The sequence below is a fragment of the Kurthia sp. ISK08 genome (assembly GCF_046159805.1).
Lineage (GTDB): Bacteria > Bacillota > Bacilli > Bacillales_A > Planococcaceae > Kurthia > Kurthia gibsonii.
Genome location: NZ_JBJXHL010000001.1, coordinates 210,671 through 233,147, shown reverse-complemented (window position 1 = coordinate 233,147; position 22,477 = coordinate 210,671). Strand labels below are relative to the sequence as shown.

Below are 22,477 nucleotides of genomic sequence, written 5' to 3'. Positions count from 1 at the left end.
CGACAGGAGGGTTTTTATGTTTAACACAACCGAAATTGCTAAAGGTGTTAACGTTTTTACGAGAAAGACAGACCAATTTAAAACGGTGAATTTTTCAATTAAATTTAAAAAAGAATTATCAACAAAAGATACAGCCGTACGAACGGTTTTAACAAATGTTTTACAACATAGTAATGCGGTATATCAAACTGCTGCATCACTTCGTATGTATTTAGATGATTTATATGGAACGGTCATGTATTTAGATACAACGAAAAAAGGTAACGAACAAATTGTTTTATTGAATGTAGAAACTGTAAACGATCACTATTTAAAAAGTGGTGACGTATTAAATAAAGTACTAGATTTAGTGCATACAGTATTGTTTAAACCAAACTTTACAAACGATTTATTCCAATCGAGTATTGTAGAGCGTGAAAAGGCGATGGTTATTGATCGTATTCAGTCTATTTTCGATGAAAAATCACGCTATGCACAAACGCAATTACAAAAAATCTTCCGTCCAAATCACCCAGCTTCTATTTCAGTAAACGGAACAGTCGCGGATGTAGAGGCGATTACACCTCAAACTTTGAAAGATGCGTATGAAGCGATGCTTCAATATGATGATGTGGATATTTTCGTTGTAGGTGATATCAATGAAGAACAGATGGTGGCGTCATTAAAAGAAGCGTTACCTCTTGTTGACCGCCCAAACCCATATGAAAAGGTAACATTCAAAGATACAGAGCCACTAACAGATTATAAAAAAGAACAGGTAGAAATGCGTCAGGCGAAACTTCATATTGGCTATAAAGCACCTGTACGTTTTGACAATCCGAAATTCTTTACAATGCAAATTTTTAACGGTATTTTCGGTGGCTATCCACATTCAAAGTTATTTATGAATGTACGTGAAAAAGAAAGCCTAGCATACTACTGTGGAAGTTCGTATGTGTCACAGTATGGTGTATTATATGTGACGTCAGGAATTGAAGCAGAGAATGAGGAAAAGGCAGTTCGTTTAATTGATGAGCAATTACAAGCGATTCAACAAGGGGATATTTCAGATATGGAATTGAATCAAACGAAAGCCATGTTAAAAAACCAATTAAAAGAGGCATTGGATTCTGCACGTGGACAGATTGAAGTATTTGATCAATATCGTGAGTTACCAATTCCATTTACTGTAGAGGCATTAAGTGAGCAGTGGGATGCTGTTACAAAAGAAGACGTACAAGAAATAGCAAACCAAGTTGAAAAACAAACGGTATTCTTCTTAACAGGAATGGAGGAAGCATAGATGGAAAAAGTACAATTTGAACAATTAGGTGAAGAACTTTATTATGAAAAGTTAGACAATGGCTTAGACGTATATATTTTACCGAAAAAAGGCTTCTCAAAGACTTTTGTAACCTTTACAACGAAGTATGGTTCAGTTGACCGTACCTTTGTGCCACTAGGCGAAACAGAGCCTGTAACTGTACCAGATGGCATTGCGCATTTTTTAGAGCATAAAATGTTCGAAAAAGAAGATGGTGATGTATTTCAAAAGTTCTCGCAATATGGAGCATCAGCAAATGCTTTTACATCATTTACGCGTACAGCGTATTTATTCTCAGCAACGAATCATATTTACGAAAGTACAACTACTTTATTAGACTTTGTTCAGCAACCATACTTTACAGAGCAAACAGTCAATAAGGAAAAAGGGATTATTGGTCAGGAAATTACAATGTATGACGACCAACCAGACTGGCGTGCATACTTCGGTTCGATTGAAAATCTATACAAAAATCATCCTGTGAAAATTGATATCGCTGGTACGATTGAAACGATTGATGAGATTACAGCTGAACATTTATATACGTGCTACAACACATTCTATCATCCTTCAAATATGCTGTTATTCGTCATTGGCTCAGTAGAACCTGAAAAAATGATGGCGCATATTCGTGAGAACCAAGCACAAAAAACATTTGCAGAAGCGACACCGATTCAACGCATCGAAGTCGATGAGCCATTAGAAGTGAACTGTGTAGCGAATGAGTTACGTATGGATATTCAAAAACCAAAAGCATATGTATCGTTCAAAGCGCGTGAAATACATTTACAAGGGCGCGAAATGTTAAAACAAGAGTTAGCCATTCAATTAGCTTTAGACCTCATGTACGGACGTTCATCAGCGTTTTATGAAGAAATGTATGAAAAAGGGTGGATTGACGAATCTTATTCATATGATTTCTCTTTAGAAAAAGGGTTTGGCTTTGCAATGGTTGGATCAGATACGAATCATCCAGTTGAATTAGAGAATGCCATTAAAACAGTTATGAATGAGTCAGAAGTGGCACTACCGTTCGATGCAGAAAAGTTAGAACGTGTAAAACGACGCAAGATCGGTTTCTTCTTACGTGCGATGAATTCAATTGAGTTTATTGCGAATCAATTCACACGTTATAAATTTAATGATATGAATTTATTCGATGCAGTTCCAGTCATTGAAGAATTAACGATGGCAGATGTCGAACAAGCAATGAAATCCATTCAAGGCATTACACAACAGTCGACATTTACAGTAAAACCATTGAAAGAAGCGAAATAAAAGAATGAAGAAGTTTAGTTTAATACTTGGGGCTTCAGGTGCAATTGGTTCAGCGATTGCACAAAAGTTAGCCGCAGATGGTTGGTCGCTCTATTTACAATATAATTCGCAAGTAGAACCAGTTAAAGTATTGCTAGAAGAATTAGAAATGATGTATCCACAACAAGAATTTTTAATTATACAAGCTAATTTACTAGAAGAAGGTGCAGCTGAACGGATTACACAATCTGTTTTTTCGCTGCAATCCATTGTCGTAGCAAGTGGCCAATCTCTTTATAAATTAGTAGAAGATACAACACCAGAAGATATGCAAGCACTTTGGCGTGTACATGTTCAAACGCCAATTGAATTAATTACAAAATTAGGGTATAAGTTAAGACAACATGAAACATCCTACGTTACGATGATTGGTTCAATTTGGGGCGAAGCGGGTGGTGCTGGTGAAGTACTTTACTCTACAGTAAAAGGTGCCGTTCACGCATTTGTGAAAGCTTATGCGCAAGAAGTAGCGTATAACGGAATTCATGTAAATGCTGTAGCACCTGGACTTATTGATACGAAGATGAATGGACATTTGTCGCATGAAGAACTAGCGAGTGTATTAGCAGAGATTCCGATGGAACGTGCTGGAAAGCCAGAAGAAGTAGCCGATTTAGTTCAGTTTTTACAATCAGGAAAAGCAGATTATATGACGGGACAAGTATTACGTTTGAATGGTGGCTGGTATATTTAATATTTCCTGGGGAATGATTTTTTGTTTTTTTACGATAATAAATAAGTCATTTGTTTATTTTTCAAAATAAAGGATAAAAAAACAGTGAATTCATTGTACACATTCCCCATTTCCCCTTTAAATGTAAGCGAAAATCAGCTATCATGGAACATAGAAATGTTTTATTCGTTGTATAAGAGAAGGGATCGTTGTATGTGAAAGAATGGTATTTTGAATACGAAATTCAAGTCAATCGTCCAGGGTTATTAGGAGATATTTCTTCATTGTTAGGTATGCTGCGAGTAAATATTGTTACAATCAATGGTGTAGACCAAGTACGTCGAGGCATGTTACTACGTGCAGAAAAAGAAGAACAAATCGAACGTTTTATGAATATCGTTTCCATTATGGAGATGATTAAGGTAACAAAGTTTAGACCACCAACAACACGTGATCGTTTAGCGATTCGTCATGGGCGTTATATTCAACGAGAAGCAGACGAAAAGAAAACGTTTCGCTTTGTACGCGATGAACTAGGTATTTTAGTGGACTTCATGGCTGAGATTTTTAAAAAAGAAGGACATAAATTAATTGGTATTCGTGGTATGCCGCGTGTCGGTAAAACGGAATCAATTGTAGCTGCAAGTGTTTGTGCGAACAAAAAGTGGTTATTTGTATCTTCAACAATGATTAAACAAACAGCTCGTAATCGATTACATGGAGATGAGTACGGCGATCAAAATATTTTTGTGTTAGATGGTGCTGTAACACGTCGCTCAAACGACGAACGTCATCATCAGCTTGTACGAGAAATCATGAAGTTACCGACAATTAAAGTCGTGGAGCATCCGGACATCTTCGTACAACATTCGGAATACACAATTGATGATTTCGATTATATGATTGAATTAAGACATCATCCAGATGAAGAAATCACATATGAATTATTGAAACGTGAAAATAGTTTTCAAGATTCAGACGGTTTTGGCGGTTTTGGAGGATTTAATTTTTAAGAGATAGGTAGGTGTGTAAAATTGACTGAATTAGGTGCGCGCTTGAAAGAAGCGAGAATAGCTAAAGGTTATAGTCTGGATGATTTACAAGAAAAAACAAAGATTCAAAAAAGATATCTTTCTGCAATTGAAGAAGGTAATTACGGCGTGATGCCAGGTACGTTCTATGTAAGAGCGTTCATTAAACAATATGCAGAAGCAGTCGATTTAGATGCAACGGAACTTTTGGAAACGTATAAAACGGAGCTCCCTACTAACAAGACTGCAGAAACACTAGGTTCAGGTGTATCAATACAAAAAGGGGACCAAGTGTCTGGAAATAAACGTCGCTCGAATGTTGCACGTTCTTCAGGTCCAAATAAGAAATTTGGAGATGTAATGCCCAAATTTGTTGTTGCTCTATTTATCGTTGTGATTATTGCTGGTTTTGCATTCTTAATGTTAAAACAACCGAGTAATACCGTCGAAGAGCCAAAAGAGACACCAAAAACACAAGAAAATACAAATGTAGATACAAGTAAAAATAATGCAACAGATGCTACAGACAAAAAAGAAGAAACTAAAAAAGAAGAAACGAAAAAAGAAGATCAACCAAAACAGAAATTATCAGATGGTGAAGTAAGTGCTGATAATATTACAACAACATATACTTTATCAGGTACGAAGAAGTTTAGTATTCGCGTGGACGTAACAGGTGAAAACTGGGTGGGCATTACAGATGAAAATGGAACAACACTTGGAGAATCTGGTATGTTCGCAGCAGGCGACCAAATTAAAGAGAATGCAAAAGGTAAGAAAAGTGTTCGTATTCGACTTGGAGCAGCTGCAAATGGTAAAGTATTTGTAAATGGTGAAGAAGTGAAGTTTGTTACATCACCATCGGAACAACCGACACAAAATATTGTAATCAAATTGGCTGAAGAAGAGTAACAGCGAATAACAGGAGCCTAGTATGATAGAACTATGCTCCTGTTGTTGTGCTTATAAAAACGAACGTCAGCGTTAAGAAGGGTGAAAAATATGAACATTCCTAATAGAATTACACTATCCCGCATCGCCTTAATACCTGTATTTGTCATCTTAATGGTCGTGAATTTTGGGTGGGGGAATATGACACTATTAGGTGCTACATTACCAGTAGAACATTTTGTAGGTGCAATGATTTTCATTGTGGCTTCATTAACAGACTGGATTGATGGTCACTATGCACGCAAACATAATTTAGTTACAAATATGGGTAAGTTTTTAGACCCATTGGCTGATAAGCTACTTGTATCAGCAGCTTTTATTTTACTTGTAGAGTTAGACAAGGCACCAGCATGGATTATTATTATCATTATTAGTCGTGAATTTGCAGTAACAGGTTTACGTTTAATTTGTGCAGAACAAGGTGAAGTTGTGGCAGCCAACCAATTGGGCAAAATCAAAACGTGGGCACAGATTTTAGCGATTGTATTATTATTGCTAAATAATATGATCTTTGACATGTGGCATATACCAGCTGATATCATCATGTTATGGGTAGCTCTTGTATTTACTGTTTGGTCAGGAATCGAGTATTTCTGGTTGAATCGTCGTGTGCTATTAGAATCAAAATAAATTATGTATGACTCATTTTGTGACGAATTTTCACAACCTTTTAAAAGGCGCTTTTGCGAATGAGTCTTTTTTTGTCGATTAACTATGGAAATGGGAGTGTATGAAATGAATGCAGAAATTATTGCAGTAGGGTCAGAATTATTATTAGGACAAATTGTAAATACGAATGCTCGTTTTATCTCGAGTCAATTATCAGAGTTAGGCATTAATGTGTTTTATCATACTGTTGTAGGTGATAACCCAAAACGTTTAGAAGAAGTAATTGAACATGCTGAAAAACGCGCAGATTTAATTGTTTTTTCAGGAGGACTTGGGCCAACGAAAGATGATTTAACAAAAGAAACGATTGCAAAACATTTAGGCGTACCACTTGAACAAAATGATGATGCGATGGAATACATTACGACTTTCTTCGAAAAGCGTAATCGCAAAATGACAGAGAACAATCGTAAGCAAGCTCTTGTATTAAAGGGTTGTGAAGTACTGCGAAATGAAAATGGTATGGCTCCGGGGATGCTTTTTGAAAATGATACACATACGTACATTTTATTACCAGGACCACCAAAAGAGATGCAACCAATGTTTCAATTTGAAGCGAAACCAAAGTTAGCAAAACGTGTATCTGATGGTGGGTTAATCGTGTCACATGTACTGCGTTTTTACGGTATTGGCGAAGCGGAGTTAGAAGATCGCGTACAGCATTTATTAGATGCACAAACAAATCCAACAATTGCCCCATTAGCAGGTGATGGGGAAGTAACACTTCGTATTACAGCAAAAGCAGATACAGAAGAAGAAGCTTGGGGACTGATTACACCAACACGCCAAGAAATTTTAGATTTAGTAGGCGAGTATTTATATGGTGTAAATGATGACTCGCTTTCTTCTAAATTGGCAGACATGTTAATCGAAAATAAGATTACAATTTCTGCTGCTGAGAGCTTAACAGCTGGTTTATTCCAATCAGAACTAGCTGCTAACCCAGGAATTAGTGAAGTCTTATATGGTGGTATGGTCACATATAATGAAGATGTGAAAGTGAATCAACTAGGCGTATCGCGTGAGTTAATTGATAAATATTCTGTTGTGAGTTCAGAATGTGCAGCAGAAATGGCTGTTCGTATTAAAGAGAAGTTTGGGACGGATTTAGGGGTTGGTTTAACAGGCGCAGCTGGTCCAGCAGAACATGGTGGGCGTGCAGTTGGCACAGTATGGATTGGGATTGCGTATGGTCAAGATGAGCCACTTACGTATCAATTGAATTTACAAGGTATGCGTAATACGAATCGAATTCGCGCCGTTAAAACGGCAATTCACCATATTATTCAATTATTAAGTTCAAAAGGCTACCGTAAAATCTAATAATAAAAATGAGAATGTATATGTTTTTTGAAAATATATATTAAAAATAGCTTAAAATAAAAAAACGAATAAATGTTCCCTTTTTACTTGAGCTTTTCTCAAAAATAAAGTATAGTTATGATATAAAAAGAGAACGTACTTTCTGGAGGAGGAAATGATTTGAACGAACGTAAAGCGGCATTAGATAATGCTTTAAAGCAAATCGAAAAACAATTTGGTAAAGGATCTGTTATGAAGTTAGGTGAACAGGCAGACCGCAAAATCCAAACATCACCAAGTGGCTCTTTAGCACTTGATACAGCACTTGGGGTAGGTGGCTATCCTAAAGGACGTGTAGTAGAGATTTATGGGCCTGAGAGTTCAGGTAAAACAACAGTAACACTACATGCAATTGCTGAAATTCAAAAAGCAGGCGGTCAAGCAGCTTTCATTGATGCAGAGCATGCGCTAGATCCTGTATATGCACAAAAATTAGGCGTTAATATTGATGAATTATTACTTTCACAACCTGATACAGGTGAACAAGCACTTGAAATTACCGAAGCGCTTGTACGTAGTGGCGCAATTGACATTATTGTTATTGACTCTGTAGCAGCACTTGTACCAAAAGCTGAAATTGAAGGCGAGATGGGTGACTCACACATGGGTCTACAAGCGCGTTTAATGTCTCAAGCTTTACGTAAATTATCAGGTATTATTAATAAATCAAACTGTATCGCAATCTTCATTAACCAAGTACGTGAAAAAATTGGTGTTATGTTCGGTAACCCTGAAACAACAACAGGTGGACGTGCATTAAAATTCTATTCTTCTGTACGTTTAGAAGTTCGTCGTGCTGAATCAATTAAGCAAGGTAATGATATCGTTGGTAACCGTACAAAAATTAAAGTTGTTAAAAACAAAGTAGCTCCACCATTTAAAACAGCTGAAGTAGATATTATGTACGGTGAAGGGATTTCAAAAGAAGGCGAAATCATTGATATTGGTGTTGAAAAAGAGATTGTTCAAAAATCAGGTTCTTGGTATGCGTATGGCGATGAGCGTTTAGGTCAAGGTCGTGAAAATGCAAAAGAATTCTTAAAAGAAAATCCAGAAGTTCAAGCTGAAATCGCACAAAAAATCCGCGAAAAATCAGGTATTGCAACAACTGAGTTCGTAGCAGCTCCTGAAGAAGATGAAGTAATGGATGAAGAGTTAACGTTATTATTAGACGAAGAAAAATAATAATTAGATTGTATGAAAAGAATTGTGTCATTATGGCACAATTCTTTTTTGTATTTAATTTATGTGAAAAGAAAATAAATACGAATAAACGGATAATTGTACATACCTTAAAAAAACTTTGATGTTAAAAAATGTATGTGAATAAGTGGCAAAATATCTCTATAAAAGTCTTATAAAGCGAGAGATGAAAGGGGTTAGAAGCCAGTGAATAAAAGGCTTACAATAACTGTGAAACCTTGACATCGTTACATGACATCTATACAATTAAGGATGTATTCTTTTAAATTTCTAAAATCGAAATGAAATAGGCAGTATATTGTCAAAACAATTCACAGCCGACTAAAAATCACAAACATTAGAGCTAGAGGAGGTGTTCGAATGAGTAGTTACATCATCCCCGCTTTGATTGGTCTGATCGTCGGTGCCGTTGTTAGCTATGTCATAATTAAACGAGTGAATGATTCAAAAGTGACTGGTGCAAAAAGCTCCGCAGAACTAATCGTTGAAGAAGCGAAACGAGAAGCGGAAGCCTTGAAAAAGGAAGCTATCCTAGAAGCAAAAGATGAAACTCACGTACTTCGAACTGAAGCAGAGAATGACATTCGTGATCGTCGTTCTGAACTTCAGAAACAAGAGAACCGTTTATTACAAAAAGAAGAAAATCTAGATCGTAAAGATGACGCTCTTAATAAAAGGGAAGCTGGTTTAGAACGCAAAGAAAGCGGTCTAGCTGATCGACAACAGCATATTGAACAGATGGAAAGCAAAGTGGATGAACTTCTACAAAAGCAGGAGTCAGAGTTAGAGCGAATTTCGGCATTAACACGTGATGAAGCACGTACGATCATCTTAAAAGAAGTAGAAGATGAACTGACAACAGATGTTGCAGTGATGACGAAAGAAGCAGAACTTCGTGCAAAAGAAGAATCGAACAAAAGAGCACGTGAAATTTTATCACTTGCGGTACAACGCTTTGCTGCAGATCATGTCGCAGAAACGACAGTATCTGTTGTAAACTTACCAAATGATGAAATGAAGGGCCGTATTATTGGTCGTGAAGGTCGAAATATTCGAACACTCGAAACATTAACAGGTATTGATTTAATTATTGATGATACACCTGAAGCGGTTATTTTATCAGGCTTTGATCCAATTCGTCGTGAAACAGCACGTTTAGCACTTGAAAAATTAGTACAAGACGGTCGTATTCACCCAGCACGAATTGAAGAAATGGTCGAAAAATCACGTCGTGAAGTAGATGAACAAATTCGCGAAACAGGCGAACAAACAACATTTGAATTAGGTATTCATAATTTACATCCAGATTTAATGAAAATTTTAGGACGTATGAAATATCGTACAAGTTACGGTCAAAATGTGTTGAAACACTCAATCGAGGTAGCACATTTAGCAGGCTTGCTTGCAGCTGAACTTGGTGAAGATGTGACGCTTGCGAAGCGTGCAGGTTTATTACATGATATCGGTAAAGCAATTGACCACGAAGTAGAAGGTAGTCACGTTGAGATTGGCGTAGAGCTTGCGACAAAATATAAAGAACATCCTGTTGTCATTAACAGTATTGCTTCTCACCACGGTGATACAGAAGCAACATCAGTTATTGCGGTATTAGTAGCAGCAGCAGATGCTCTATCAGCAGCTCGCCCAGGTGCTCGTAGTGAAACACTTGAAAACTATATTCGTCGTTTAGAGAAGTTAGAGGAAATCTCAGAGTCTTATGAAGGCGTTGAAAAATCATTTGCGATTCAAGCAGGTCGTGAAGTACGTATTATCGTTCGTCCGGATGCAGTAGATGATTTAACAGCCCATCGTTTAGCGAGAGATATTCGTAAGCGTATTGAAGAAGAACTGGATTATCCAGGGCATATTAAAGTAACGGTAATCCGTGAAACACGTGCAGTAGAATACGCAAAATAACTATAAAATAAGAGAAGAGGGTATTTCTTAAAGTGATTACTTCTAAGAATCCCTCTTTTTTTCATAGAAAAGGGAGTTCAAATGAAAGTATTATTTATTGGTGACATTGTAGGCGATTTAGGAATTGATGCGGTTGAAAAGTATTTACCGCGTTTAAAGAAGAAATATCAAATTGATGTAGTTATTGCAAATGGTGAAAATGCAGCGAAGGGTCGCGGTATTACAAAGCGTATTTATCAAGACTTATTAATGATGGGTGTTGATGTAATTACAATGGGGAATCATACATGGGATCAGCGCGAGATCTATGATTTCATCGATGATACGGATTATTTAATTCGTCCAGCTAATTTCTCAAAAGAAGCACCAGGTAAAGGAATGACAACGATTACGAAAAATGGACAAGCAATCTCTGTAATCAATTTACATGGTCGTGTATTCTTACCGGCACATGATGAACCATTTGCGATGGCGGAAGAATTAATTGCAGAAGCGAAGAAACAGTCACCGATTGTTTTCGTTGATTTCCATGCAGAAACAACATCTGAAAAAATTGCACTCGGTTGGCACTTAGCAGGACAAGCGTCTGTTGTTGTCGGTACACATACACATGTACAAACAGCTGACGAACGTATTTTACCAGGTGGCACAGCATATATTTCAGATGTAGGTATGACAGGGCCGTATGATGAAGTGCTAGGTATGAAAAAAGAAAGTGTCATCTATCGTTTTAAAACGAATATGCCCGTACGCTTTGAAGTACCAGAAAGAGGCGCGGAAGTACTCAGTGCATTCTTTGTAGAGATTGATGATAAGAATGGTCAAGCAACGCACTGTGAGCGTATTTTAATTAATAAGGATCATCCATTTAAAGGTTAATGAAATAAAATCATTATAAAGCGAACGTTTTATTTTTTTAAAAATAGAATGTTCGCTTTTATGTTTCTTTTATTGGTTTAAAAGGCGTATAAAAATACGATTTCAGCAGAAAAGACCGAAATGTTTTGAATTCTGTCAATTTTTATTCCGTCAAAGGTCTGAAATTCCTAAAAAAGTATGATTAACAATAGTGAAACGATAGCCTTCATGATAAACTGATGAAGTAGAAATGAATTTAAAAAATAACCTGTTTTAAGGAGATGTTTATATATGTTACATCAGCTTTCATGGAAAGTCGGTGGGCAACAAGGGGAAGGTATTGAAAGTACCGGCGAAATGTTCTCTACTGCCATGAACCGTCTAGGATACCACTTATACGGATACCGTCACTTTTCTTCACGTATTAAAGGTGGTCACACAAACAATAAAATCAATGTTCGTACAACAGCCGTTCATACAATTCCAGATGATTTGAATATTTTAGTTGCATTCGATCAAGAAACAATCGACGTCAACTATAAGGAATTAGATGAAACAGGTGTTATTTTAGCGGACGCAAAATTCAAGCCAGTGAATCCAGAAGATTCAAAAGCAACATTATATATTGTACCGTTCACAGAAACAGCAAAAGAACTAGGTACAACATTAATGAAAAACATGGTAGCGATCGGTGCAACTGCGGCATTAATGAACTTAAAGGATGAAGTATTCCAAAGTGTTGTAAGTGAAATCTTCGGACGTAAAGGTGAAGAAGTGGTCGCGAAAAACATGGAAGCAATCGCACAGGGACATCAAATTATGCACGACTTACTTGTGGAAGCAGGTTTAGAAGAAGGTCAATTTGAATTAGCACCTGGTGATGGAAAACATCGTATGTTTATGATTGGGAATGAAGCATTAGCGATGGGGGCGCTTGCAGCAGGCGTTCGACTAATGGCAGCATATCCAATTACACCAGCAACAGAAATTATGGAATATCTAACGAAGAAGTTACCAAAATTCGGTGGCGCTGTTATTCAAACAGAAGATGAGATTGCAGCAGCAACAATGGCAATCGGCGCAAACTACGGTGGTATTCGTGCATTCACAGCATCAGCTGGCCCTGGTCTTTCATTAATGGTGGAAGCACTTGGTCTTGCAGGTATGACAGAAACACCGCTTGTTGTAGTAGACACACAACGTGGTGGTCCATCAACAGGTTTACCAACAAAACAAGAACAATCGGACTTAATGGCGATGTTATATGGTACGCATGGTGAAATTCCAAAAGTAGTCATCGCACCATCAACAGGTGAAGAAGCTTTCTATGATATGATCCAAGCATTCAATATCGCAGAAGAGTTACAATTACCTGTTATTGTCTTATCAGATTTACAATTATCACTTGGTAAACAAACAGTTGAACCATTTGACTTTAATAAAATTGAAATCAAGCGTGGTAAACTGAACTTAGGTGAGTTACCAGAAGCAGAAGATAAAGCATACTTCAAACGTTATGAAGTAACAGAAGACGGCGTATCACCTCGTGTTGTACCAGGTCAAAAACATGGTATTCACCATGTAACAGGTGTAGAACATAGTGAGATTGGTACACCATCTGAATCAGCATCAAATCGTCAAACACAAATGGATAAACGTATGCGCAAGTTAGAGCATGTACACTTTGATACACCTGTATTTACAGATGCACCGCATGACGAAGCAGATGTATTAATCCTCGGTTTCGGTTCAACAAAAGGTGCAATCGAAGAAGTGCGTCCATTATTAGACGAAGCAGGAATTAAAGCGAATCATGCACATATTCGTCTGATTCATCCGTTCCCAACAGAAGAATTACAACCACTTGTTGACGGTGCGAAAAAAGTAATCGTTGTAGAAAATAATGCAACAGGTCAATTAGCAAGTATCTTAAAAATGAACATGGGTGCACATCATAAAGTAGTCAACTTAGTGAAATATGATGGTACACCATTCTTACCACTAGAGCTTTTAAATCGCGTAAAGGAGTTGCTAAAATAAATGGGAACATTTAAAGATTTTCGTAATACAATCAAACCAAACTGGTGCCCAGGATGTGGCGATTTCTCTGTACAAGCAGCGATTCAACGTGCCGCAGCAAACCGCGGTATTGAACCACATGAATTAGCAGTGGTTTCAGGTATTGGCTGTTCAGGTCGTTTATCAGGTTATATTAATGCATACGGTTTACATGGTATTCATGGTCGTGCATTACCAATTGCACAAGGTTTAAAAATGGCAAATCGTGATTTAAATGTTATCGCAACAGGCGGTGACGGTGACGGTTTCGCAATTGGTATGGGACATACTGTACACTCAATTCGTCGTAATATCGATGTCACATATGTTGTTATGGATAACCAAATCTATGGTTTAACAAAAGGGCAAACGTCACCACGTTCAGCTGCTGGTTTTGTCACAAAATCAACACCAGGTGGCGCAATTGAACCATCATTAAAACCATTAGAAGTAGCTTTATCTTCAGGTGCAACATTTGTCGCACAAAGCTTCTCTACAGATTTAAAAGAATTAACAGCGATTATTGAAGCAGGTATGGCACATAAAGGTTTTGCGTTCATCAACGTATTCAGCCCATGTGTAACATATAATAAAGTAAACACATATGACTGGTTCAAAGAGAACTTAACGAAGTTAGCTGATATCGAAGGCTATGACCCTTCAGACCGTCAAATGGCGATGAAAACAGTTATGGAGCATGAAAGCCTTGTAACAGGCATCATCTACCAAGATACAGAAACAACTTCTTACCAAGACAAAGTAATCGGCTATGATGAAGCACCACTTCATGAAGCAGATATTAACTTAAAAGAAACAGACTTAGACAGCTTAATGAAGGAATTCATGTAAGTAAAAGATATAGGGAGCATCACATGCCTAATGCGTGTGATGCTTTTTTGTCTAAAAATGGAACTTTCATACAATCACTCCGTATAACTAAAGATAAAAGGAGTGATCGAATCAATGAACAGATGGTTAATCGAAACGTATTATAAGCTGTACACAAAACTGCATTTATTAGGTATGGCAGTATTAGTTGAAGTCTTTTTAGCATTAGATGTATCACTATTTTTAGCTTTTCCTCAGTTACTCATTATGTTCGCTATGATTGCTTTATATCGGAAATTTAGTGAAGCTATGCTAGAAAAAGCATATGAATGGGCAGGGAAATACCGTCCACTCTTTTACATCATGTTGTTTCTGATTGCTTCCAACTACGCATTTTATACAGGAATCAATCTCGACATATTTTAATGGATGAAATCAGTGAGTATTCGTTCGATTTTTGGTATGATAGATTAGATATGTTCAAATTGAAAGAACATCTAACTGATGTAAAGGTCAGTGCGTAGATGAGGGGAGTTATACCGAAGATGAACGAAGAACAACGATTACAAGGCCAACAAGTGAAGCCTTTTAAACCATTACAACCAGTGAAAGAAAAAGATTATAGTCAATTTTTCCAAAAGACACCTTCTTTAAAAGACGCGAAAAAGCGTGGTAAAGAAGAAATTGAATATCATGCAGATTTCAAAATTGATGAGCGTTTTGCGGAAATGGGTAGAGGACGTAAATTCTATATTCGCACATACGGCTGTCAAATGAATGAACATGATACAGAAGTAATGGCAGGTATTTTTGAGCAATTAGGCTACGAAGCGACAGATGAAGTGACAGAGGCGAATGTCATTTTAATGAATACATGTGCAATTCGTGAAAATGCTGAAAATAAAGTGTTTGGTGAACTAGGACACTTCAAGCCTTTAAAATTACAAAATCCAGATTTATTAATCGGTGTTTGTGGCTGCATGTCGCAAGAAGAAGCCGTTGTTAATAAAATTTTAAAAACATATGATCAAGTAGATATGGTATTTGGTACACATAATATTCACCGTCTACCAGAAATTTTAAATGAAGCGTACTTATCAAAAGAGACAGTCATTGATGTATGGTCTAAAGAAGGCGATGTCATCGAAAACTTACCGAAAGTGCGTAAAGGACAAACAAAAGCTTGGGTTAATATTATGTATGGCTGTGATAAATTCTGCACATATTGTATCGTTCCTTACACACGCGGGAAAGAGCGCAGTCGCTTACCACAAGACATTATTCAAGAAGTACGTGAGTTAGCAGCTGCAGGATATCAAGAGATTACATTACTTGGACAAAACGTGAATGCATACGGTAAAGACTTACCTGATTCATCTATTGGTTTAGGCGATTTAATGGATGAACTGCGTAAGATTGATATTCCGCGTATTCGTTTTACAACAAGTCACCCACGTGATTTCGATGATTATTTAATCGAAGTATTAGCGAAAAAAGGAAACTTAGTTGAACATATTCACCTACCTGTTCAATCAGGTTCAAGCGATATGTTAAAAATTATGGCACGTAAATATACGCGCGAAAGCTATTTAGAATTAGTGCGTAAAATTCGTACAGCAATTCCAGATGTCGCATTAACAACAGATATTATTGTTGGTTTCCCGAATGAAACAGAAGAACAATTTGAAGAAACATTATCTCTTTATAGAGAAGTAGGCTTTGAAATGGCATTCACATATATTTATTCACCACGTGAAGGTACACCAGCAGCGAAAATGACGGATAATGTACCAGCAGAAGTGAAGAAACAACGTCTACATCGCTTGAATGAAGTTGTTGCTGAATATTCAGCAAAAGCGTTGAAAAAGTTAGAAGGCGAAATTGTTGAAGTACTTGTCGAAGGTGAAAGTAAACGAAATGATCAAGTATTAGCAGGTTATACACGTAAAAACCGTTTAGTGAATTTTGTTGCACCGAAAGAAGTCATTGGACAATATGTACATGTACGTATTACAGAAGCAAAAACACACTCATTAGCAGGAGAATTCGTTGAGGTTGTGTCAAAAACCGCTGAGGTGAAATAATATGAGCCACACAAAAGAAGAAGTATTAGCAAAAGCACGTCAAATTGCACAGATGATGGAAGAAACAGAAGAAGTTGAATTTTTCAAACGTGCAGAAAAGCAAATTGATGCCAATGGTAAAGTAAGTGAAATTATTGCACAGATGAAAGCTTTACAGAAGCAAGCAGTCAACTTACAACATTTTGGTAAGAAGCAAGCTTTAGCAGAAGTAGAAGCAAAAATTGAAGCATTAGAAAGTACATTATATGCGATGCCAATTGTTGAAGAATTTCAAGTTGTGCAGCAAGAAGTGAATGAATTGTTGCAAATGGTTTCGCAAACAATCGTTCAACGAGTTGATGAAACAACAAAATAATTAAATTACCAAACAATACCATGTTTTAGAAAGCTCTTTTTTGGAAATTAAATGAAAAAGGAGATGTTTCTATTGTTAGCATATAAAAAACAAGGAACTGGTCCAGCAATTGTTTTTGTACATGGATTTTTAAGCGGCGGTCATAGTTTTGATTTTATTATTGAAGACTTAGCTGCAACACATACTGTATATGTTGTTGATTTACCAGGTATTGGCGAGAGTCAAATTGAAAAATCAGATTATCAAGTTGAAGATTATGCAAAAGAAGTAGCCGAAGTATTAGAGCAAGAAGGTGTAGAGGAAGCTATCTGGGTAGGGCATTCAATGGGTGGCTACGTTGCCTTAGCAGCTGTAGATGAAAAGATTGCACCTGTTTCACAACTTGTTCTATTATTCTCATCAGATTTAGCTGATGGAGAAGAAGCGCGTGAAAAGCGTGAAAAACAAAAAGGTGAGATTCGTGAAAAAGGAGTCGACGTCTTTGTTGATTCTATGATTGAAAATTTCTTCCCAGAAGGTTCTTCAGAAGAGTCAATTGATTACATGCGAAAAGTGGCGAAGTATGCGACACCTGAAGGGATGGTCTATCAATTAACAGCGATGCAGCAAAGACCTGAACGTACAACGGTTATTACTGAAGGGGCGATACCTGTTGCAATCATTGAAGGGACAAATGATTCAATTATGAAACCAATTGAAACGGATGGACCGAATGTACAAAAAGTGCGTATTCCAACAGGACATATGGGCATGGTTGAAAAGCCAGCGCTTGTCATTGATGCGATTCGTATGGTTTTGACAAAAGATGATTAGAATAAGATAGACACACTAAAATTCCGTATGATTTTTCGAAATCATACGGAATTTTCTATGTTTAAAAAGTATATGTTTTTTGCATTGGTGAACGGAAGCGTTTTGTATCTGGTGTGCGAAAAGCTACGTGTTTTGGCTTTCGGTTATGCATGCGTTTACGCCACATTTTAAATGAAGAAGCTTTCATCTCTTTACGCATGAGTTGGACGACATCTTTTTCCTTTAAACCGAATTGAATTTCAATCGCTTCAAAAGGTGTACGATCTTCCCATGCCATCTCAACAATACGGTCAATTTCATCTACTGTTAATGGTTGACTTGTCGTCATATTCATTCTCCTTTAGACGTGAAGTTATTTGAGCATATTGTATAATGAAGAAGAATGAAAGTACAGGGAGATGAATTTATGGATTATTCAGTTGTATGGTTTCGCCATGATTTGCGTGTGACAGATCACGAACCACTCGTACAAGCAGTTGCTTCAGGTCTTGAAGTGATGGGTGTCTATTGTTTTGATCCACGTGAATTTACAAAAACGAAATATGGATTTTTAAAAACTGGTGTACACCGTGCGCAGTTTTTACGAGAAAGTATCGCTGATTTACAAAATAGTTTAGCAAAACTTGGCTACCCACTACACATTGAAATAGGCGAGCCAGAAGTCGTGCTAAAAAAGTTAGCTAAAGTGCATACGATTAAAAAAATATTTTATTCTGTTGAAGTAGCAAGTGAAGAAATGGCAGTAGAAAATGCAGTGAAAAAACAATTACCTCACGTGACATTCCATGCGTATGATACGCATAATTTAATTCATCCAGCCGATTTGCCTTTTTCAATTTCACAGTTACCAGACGTATTTACGCAGTTCCGAAAAATAGTAGAGAAGCAGTGTGATGTGCGTACGCCACTCGACTGTCCAAAAGGTTCTACTAAAGAAGTTGAGAAAATACCAATCCCAACATTACAGGAATTAGGGATTCACGAAACACCACCTGCACAACCAATTGAACATGGTGGCGAGCAAGCAGGGCTACAACGCATTCAATCTTATTTCTTTGATCAAGATGCATTATGTGTCTATAAAGAAACACGTAACGGCATGTTACGTCGCGATGATTCATCCAAACTTTCCTCTTACTTAGCACATGGTTGTTTATCACCACGAACGATTTATGCAGAAATTCAGCGCTATGAAAAATCTCGTATAAAGAATCGCTCAACATATTGGCTATTCTTTGAATTATTATGGCGCGATTATTTCTCTCTTGTTCATCGTAAATATGGCAATCGTTTATTTCAAGCAGGTGGAATTGATGATTTAGCCATTCCTTGGTCACAAGATGAAGGTTTATTTGAAAAATGGTTACAAGGTGAAACAGGTTATCCGTTAGTAGATGCCAATATGAAAGAACTACAACAAACAGGATATATGTCGAATCGAGGTCGTCAAAATGTCGCAAGCTTCTTAACGAAAAATTTAGGAATCGACTGGCGTATGGGAGCAGCTTGGTTTGAATCACAGCTCATTGATTATGATGTGTCAAGTAACTATGGTAATTGGTGTTATGTTGCGGGCGTGGGGAATGATGCACGCGAGTTCCGTGTATTCAATGTAGCAAAACAAGGAAAAGATTATGATCCAAAAGCGCAATACGCGAAACGATGGTTACCAATTTTGAAAGACGTTCCAGCGCATCGAGTTTACACAACAGAGCCTTTAACAGATGATGAGCAAAAGCAGTATGGTGTGATATTAGGCATCGATTATGCAGCACCAATCGTTGACTTATTTTCCTCTGCAAATGAACAAAAACAGAAGTACTTACGTGCAGTGAAAAAAGATTAGTTATACGTAAACTATAGATTTTACATCATCTATTATTATATGATGAACAAAAGTTCAGCTTATTATAAACCAATATCGGAGACATAAAAAAGTCCTGCCACATCAATGAATGCGGAAGGACTTTTTCTCATATTATTTACTTTTCTTAATCACATCATACGCTTCAAGCGCACGCTTTCGTCCTGCTTTATGATCAACAATCGGGAATGGATAATTACGTCCAAGTTCCACGCCAGCTTCTTCTAGTACACGCTCAGGTGCTTCGAATGGTGCGTGAATATATTTGTCTGGTACATTTTCTAGTTCGGGTAACCATTTACGAATATAATCGCCTTTTCCATCAAATTTTTCTGATTGTAAAATCGGATTAAAGACGCGGAAGTAAGGAGCAGCATCTGCGCCACAACCAGCAACCCACTGCCATCCCATGCCATTATTCGCTATATTAAAGTCTACAAGCGTCTCTTTAAACCATTCATATCCTTTTTGCCATTCAATCAATAGATGTTTGACTAAGAAAGATGCACTAACCATTCGCACACGATTGTGCATAAAGCCTGTCGCATATAATTCACGCATGCCCGCATCAATTAATGGATAGCCTGTTTGTCCTTTTTGCCATTCCACAAATGCTTGGTCATTATTTAACCAAGGGAATGCTTCGAATTCTTTTCTTAGCGGGACAGCATCTAAATCAGGGTTGTAATGCAGTTGATAATACGAGAATTCACGCCATACGAGTTGGCGTAAGAAACTATCAATTTCATCGCTTTTTGCTGTATATTGTTCAGATTGCATCATACTACGACCTGAAGCCCATAAAGCACGTGCGCTAATACTACCGCAAGCAAGATGTGGTGAGAGTAAAGATGTACTCATTTTTGCAGGGAAATCACGGTCTTCTGCATAGTTTGCAATCGGTTCTTCTCTAAAATGAAGCCATTGGTCAATCGCAGCACGCTCACCAATTTTCCAATGCGCAAGTACATCATCATACCAATTAACAGAGTCGAGTAGACCGAGGTCATCTACAGAGAGTGAAGGCGCTGATTCACCTTGCTCAATTGTTTCAGGCTCTGGTAGAGAAGAAGGAATATGTTCACCGCGATATCGTTTCCAAAATGGTGTAAACACTTGATAATGTTCTTTTTTGCCGTTCACGATTTCTTCAGGTTGTAATAAGAGCGTGCCTTCAAATTCATGCACGTGTACGCCTTTTTGTTCAAGTGCTTGACGTAATTTTTGCAGTACCTCGATACGTTCTTTTTCATATGAACGATGCCAATGAACTGCATCGCATTTCAGTTCATCTATTAACTTTAGCACCTCATCAACGAAGTCACCTTGTCGTAAAATAAGCGTTTGATTTTTTTTCTTTAAGGATTGTTGTAAATCAAGTAGTGCATGGTGTCGCCACACATCTGAAGCTGTTGGACGACTTTTTAGTGGTTGAGCAATATAAGCAGTCGCTACACGACCGTTTTCTGCGGCATGAAAAAGCGCAGGATGGTCATGTAGACGAAGGTCTTGTTGAAAAAGCACCAATGTAAACATCTCAGATCATCTCCTACATAAATTCAATCTAACTTATCGTATAATGCACTATAAGACTTGTCAAAAATAGTGAATTTAACCTTTTCTCTCACGTAAAAAAAATACGACGATACTAAAAGCAAGTAGTGAAACACCTGTAAATAAAAAGCCTGGTTGATTAATTAAATCGAGTGAACCGAGTATAAAGGAACCTGCGACTGTGCCAATAGAGAAGAATGCATAAAAATAGCCGTAAGCTTTTCCGCGAATCTCTTTTTCAGTTGCTTCCGCAAGTAATTTATTAATAGCTGGGAATGTGAATGAGAACCCAATTCCATAAAGCGATAGTACACCGTATAGTGGAATCGTCGTTGTCGCTTCACCTAATAAGATTTGACTGACACCAAGTAAGACAATCCCTATGAAAAGAGATGTAGAAGCTGATAAATAATCGAAAATCCGATTGAGTGGTGTAATGAAAATGATGACAGCAACGATCCCGAACATACTTAATAAAGTTCCCGACATGCGTGAAGTATAACCTAACTCTTGTACATAAATAGGTAATAAATAAGCAAGGCTACCTTGTGAAAACATTAAAAAGAATGCACCGACATAAGACTGAACGAGCTTTTTAGACCAAATAAGTGGGACACGTTCTTTCATTACATTTTGACTGCGCTGCTGTTTTGTTCGTTGTAAAAATAACAGTGCAATTAATAGAAGTGCTCCAATTCCACCAACGATACTTAAGACGTTTGGAACAGACATTTTCGTCGCTAAAATACCGCCTGTTGCAGGTCCGATAATCGCTGCAAGTCCGACGAATGCACCTGTAAATGCACTACCACTACCTTGTGTATCTTCTCTGCGTAAATTCGCGAGTAACGCAAAGGCAGCGGGAGTAATAAAGCCACTACTAAAGCCATGAAGTGAGCGAACGATTAATAACATGGTTGGATCTTCAATGAATTGATAACTAAAAAGAGATGCGACAGATAAAAGCAGTCCGAGCATGAGCATTTTATATGCGCCAATTTTATCTGTAAAAATACCTGAAAAAATATTACCGAATGTATTCGTAAATGAGTACAGACCCACAACAATCCCGACAACGAATGTCGAAGCGCCGAGTGAAAGTGCATATGTACTCATAACAGGTAGTTGTACAAATAAATCAAAGAATGAGAAGAAGATAATCCCATACACAATCCAAATTTTTTGGAATGGTTGCGTCATTGTAGTATGTTCCATCTTTTTTAATTGCCGGTCGAGCGCAAAGTTTCCAAGCGGGATAAAAGCAGCAAGGAATGATAAGAACGTCCAATGACCGCGCCATTGAATACGGATTTGAACATATAAAATCGCTAAACAGTAGAGAATGAAAATTCCACCGTGAAGCGCACCATTGATTGTAACAAATTGTGGATGGTCCCATATATATTTGAGCGGCATGGAGATGCAAAGTAAAACAAGTAAAGACAAACCGTCAAGAATGCCCATGATACGTAAAATTCTAATTGGATGAGCTTGCATAAAGAGACTCCTTTGTTCATAGTAATCTAATTCTAAGTGTAACATATTCAAAGCCTGAAACAATTCAATTGCTTAGAACGATTTATGAACATATTTTTGTTATAATAGAATGAAATGAAAAGCACGAATGTGAGGTTTTA

Annotated in this window: 20 protein-coding genes; 17 read left to right on the top strand and 3 right to left on the bottom strand. The window is 37.3% G+C overall.

What is annotated here, in order from left to right; genetic code table 11:
- Positions 1–16: 16 nt before the first annotated feature.
- The 16 genes from yfmF to ACKVQX_RS01030 all read left to right on the top strand — a co-directional run bounded on the left by yfmF (position 17) and on the right by ACKVQX_RS01030 (position 17,422).
- Complete coding sequence (gene yfmF, locus ACKVQX_RS01105; protein WP_068454699.1) at positions 17–1,282, top strand: EF-P 5-aminopentanol modification-associated protein YfmF; 1,266 nt, start codon at positions 17–19, stop codon at positions 1,280–1,282.
- Positions 1,283–2,581, top strand: coding sequence for an EF-P 5-aminopentanol modification-associated protein YfmH (gene yfmH, locus ACKVQX_RS01100; protein ID WP_409135943.1), 1,299 nt, complete (start codon positions 1,283–1,285; stop codon positions 2,579–2,581). It begins immediately after the preceding gene.
- A 4-nt stretch (positions 2,582–2,585) separates the two neighbouring features.
- A complete protein-coding gene (ymfI, locus tag ACKVQX_RS01095; protein ID WP_285216017.1) occupies positions 2,586–3,314 on the top strand; it encodes an elongation factor P 5-aminopentanone reductase in 729 nt (242 codons plus the stop codon).
- A 194-nt stretch (positions 3,315–3,508) separates the two neighbouring features.
- On the top strand, positions 3,509–4,306 hold the full coding sequence (locus tag ACKVQX_RS01090; RefSeq protein ID WP_325942897.1) for a DUF3388 domain-containing protein: 798 nt from the start codon (positions 3,509–3,511) through the stop codon (positions 4,304–4,306).
- A 21-nt stretch (positions 4,307–4,327) separates the two neighbouring features.
- Positions 4,328–5,236, top strand: a complete 909-nt coding sequence (locus ACKVQX_RS01085) for a helix-turn-helix domain-containing protein (protein WP_285216018.1) — start codon at positions 4,328–4,330, stop codon at positions 5,234–5,236.
- A 90-nt stretch (positions 5,237–5,326) separates the two neighbouring features.
- Positions 5,327–5,905 carry a CDP-diacylglycerol--glycerol-3-phosphate 3-phosphatidyltransferase gene (pgsA, locus tag ACKVQX_RS01080; protein ID WP_068454685.1) on the top strand — a complete coding sequence of 193 codons (579 nt, stop codon included), beginning with the start codon at positions 5,327–5,329 and terminating at the stop codon, positions 5,903–5,905.
- A gap of 105 nt (positions 5,906–6,010) precedes the next feature.
- A complete protein-coding gene (locus ACKVQX_RS01075) occupies positions 6,011–7,267 on the top strand; it encodes a competence/damage-inducible protein A (protein ID WP_409135942.1) in 1,257 nt (418 codons plus the stop codon).
- Between the two features lie 159 nt (positions 7,268–7,426).
- Positions 7,427–8,491 (top strand): recombinase RecA, encoded by a 1,065-nt coding sequence (gene recA, locus ACKVQX_RS01070; RefSeq protein WP_068454680.1) that lies wholly within the window; start codon positions 7,427–7,429, stop codon positions 8,489–8,491.
- A gap of 378 nt (positions 8,492–8,869) precedes the next feature.
- Positions 8,870–10,426 (top strand): ribonuclease Y, encoded by a 1,557-nt coding sequence (rny, locus tag ACKVQX_RS01065; protein ID WP_068454677.1) that lies wholly within the window; start codon positions 8,870–8,872, stop codon positions 10,424–10,426.
- An 81-nt stretch (positions 10,427–10,507) separates the two neighbouring features.
- The gene (locus tag ACKVQX_RS01060; RefSeq protein WP_068454674.1) at positions 10,508–11,305 is read left to right on the top strand and encodes a TIGR00282 family metallophosphoesterase; all 798 of its coding nucleotides are present in this window, start codon (positions 10,508–10,510) and stop codon (positions 11,303–11,305) included.
- Between the two features lie 270 nt (positions 11,306–11,575).
- Positions 11,576–13,324 (top strand): 2-oxoacid:acceptor oxidoreductase subunit alpha, encoded by a 1,749-nt coding sequence (locus ACKVQX_RS01055; RefSeq protein WP_368634189.1) that lies wholly within the window; start codon positions 11,576–11,578, stop codon positions 13,322–13,324.
- Complete coding sequence (locus ACKVQX_RS01050) at positions 13,325–14,191, top strand: 2-oxoacid:ferredoxin oxidoreductase subunit beta (protein WP_087680145.1); 867 nt, start codon at positions 13,325–13,327, stop codon at positions 14,189–14,191.
- 114 nt (positions 14,192–14,305) lie between these two features.
- Entirely contained in the window at positions 14,306–14,596 is a 291-nt protein-coding gene (locus tag ACKVQX_RS01045) for a hypothetical protein (RefSeq protein WP_121176230.1), read from the top strand.
- A gap of 119 nt (positions 14,597–14,715) precedes the next feature.
- Entirely contained in the window at positions 14,716–16,254 is a 1,539-nt protein-coding gene (miaB, locus tag ACKVQX_RS01040) for a tRNA (N6-isopentenyl adenosine(37)-C2)-methylthiotransferase MiaB (protein WP_068454651.1), read from the top strand.
- 1 nt (position 16,255) lies between these two features.
- On the top strand, positions 16,256–16,609 hold the full coding sequence (locus ACKVQX_RS01035; protein ID WP_068454649.1) for a RicAFT regulatory complex protein RicA family protein: 354 nt from the start codon (positions 16,256–16,258) through the stop codon (positions 16,607–16,609).
- 72 nt (positions 16,610–16,681) lie between these two features.
- Positions 16,682–17,422: an alpha/beta fold hydrolase gene (locus tag ACKVQX_RS01030; RefSeq protein ID WP_409135941.1), complete on the top strand. Its 741-nt coding sequence runs from the start codon at positions 16,682–16,684 to the stop codon at positions 17,420–17,422.
- 61 nt (positions 17,423–17,483) lie between these two features.
- Here ACKVQX_RS01030 and ACKVQX_RS01025 read toward each other — a convergent pair whose 3' ends face one another.
- The gene (locus ACKVQX_RS01025; protein ID WP_087680142.1) at positions 17,484–17,750 is read right to left on the bottom strand and encodes a TIGR03643 family protein; all 267 of its coding nucleotides are present in this window, start codon (positions 17,748–17,750) and stop codon (positions 17,484–17,486) included.
- Positions 17,751–17,828: 78 nt separating this feature from the next.
- Between ACKVQX_RS01025 and ACKVQX_RS01020 the strand changes: the two genes are divergently transcribed.
- Positions 17,829–19,268, top strand: a complete 1,440-nt coding sequence (locus tag ACKVQX_RS01020; protein ID WP_409135940.1) for a DASH family cryptochrome — start codon at positions 17,829–17,831, stop codon at positions 19,266–19,268.
- A 132-nt stretch (positions 19,269–19,400) separates the two neighbouring features.
- Here ACKVQX_RS01020 and ACKVQX_RS01015 read toward each other — a convergent pair whose 3' ends face one another.
- Both ACKVQX_RS01015 and ACKVQX_RS01010 read right to left on the bottom strand, forming a co-directional pair.
- A complete protein-coding gene (locus tag ACKVQX_RS01015; protein ID WP_068454637.1) occupies positions 19,401–20,822 on the bottom strand; it encodes a deoxyribodipyrimidine photo-lyase in 1,422 nt (473 codons plus the stop codon).
- Positions 20,823–20,897: 75 nt separating this feature from the next.
- The gene (locus tag ACKVQX_RS01010) at positions 20,898–22,337 is read right to left on the bottom strand and encodes an MFS transporter (RefSeq protein WP_087680139.1); all 1,440 of its coding nucleotides are present in this window, start codon (positions 22,335–22,337) and stop codon (positions 20,898–20,900) included.
- Positions 22,338–22,477: the final 140 nt, after the last annotated feature.

Bases quoted from the DNA above. Each gene is read 5' to 3' on its own strand.
- ACKVQX_RS01055 (WP_368634189.1), top strand. From the start codon at position 11,576: ATGTTACATCAGCTTTCATGGAAAGTCGGTGGGCAACAAGGGGAAGGT.
- miaB (WP_068454651.1), top strand. From the start codon at position 14,716: ATGAACGAAGAACAACGATTACAAGGCCAACAAGTGAAGCCTTTTAAA.
- ACKVQX_RS01075 (WP_409135942.1), top strand. From the start codon at position 6,011: ATGAATGCAGAAATTATTGCAGTAGGGTCAGAATTATTATTAGGACAA.
- ACKVQX_RS01015 (WP_068454637.1), bottom strand. From the start codon at position 20,822: ATGTTTACATTGGTGCTTTTTCAACAAGACCTTCGTCTACATGACCAT.
- ACKVQX_RS01050 (WP_087680145.1), top strand. From the start codon at position 13,325: ATGGGAACATTTAAAGATTTTCGTAATACAATCAAACCAAACTGGTGC.
- yfmH (WP_409135943.1), top strand. From the start codon at position 1,283: ATGGAAAAAGTACAATTTGAACAATTAGGTGAAGAACTTTATTATGAA.
- ACKVQX_RS01020 (WP_409135940.1), top strand. From the start codon at position 17,829: ATGGATTATTCAGTTGTATGGTTTCGCCATGATTTGCGTGTGACAGAT.
- ACKVQX_RS01010 (WP_087680139.1), bottom strand. From the start codon at position 22,337: ATGCAAGCTCATCCAATTAGAATTTTACGTATCATGGGCATTCTTGAC.
- ACKVQX_RS01045 (WP_121176230.1), top strand. From the start codon at position 14,306: ATGAACAGATGGTTAATCGAAACGTATTATAAGCTGTACACAAAACTG.
- ACKVQX_RS01060 (WP_068454674.1), top strand. From the start codon at position 10,508: ATGAAAGTATTATTTATTGGTGACATTGTAGGCGATTTAGGAATTGAT.
- ymfI (WP_285216017.1), top strand. From the start codon at position 2,586: ATGAAGAAGTTTAGTTTAATACTTGGGGCTTCAGGTGCAATTGGTTCA.
- ACKVQX_RS01025 (WP_087680142.1), bottom strand. From the start codon at position 17,750: ATGACGACAAGTCAACCATTAACAGTAGATGAAATTGACCGTATTGTT.
- pgsA (WP_068454685.1), top strand. From the start codon at position 5,327: ATGAACATTCCTAATAGAATTACACTATCCCGCATCGCCTTAATACCT.
- ACKVQX_RS01035 (WP_068454649.1), top strand. From the start codon at position 16,256: ATGAGCCACACAAAAGAAGAAGTATTAGCAAAAGCACGTCAAATTGCA.
- rny (WP_068454677.1), top strand. From the start codon at position 8,870: ATGAGTAGTTACATCATCCCCGCTTTGATTGGTCTGATCGTCGGTGCC.
- yfmF (WP_068454699.1), top strand. From the start codon at position 17: ATGTTTAACACAACCGAAATTGCTAAAGGTGTTAACGTTTTTACGAGA.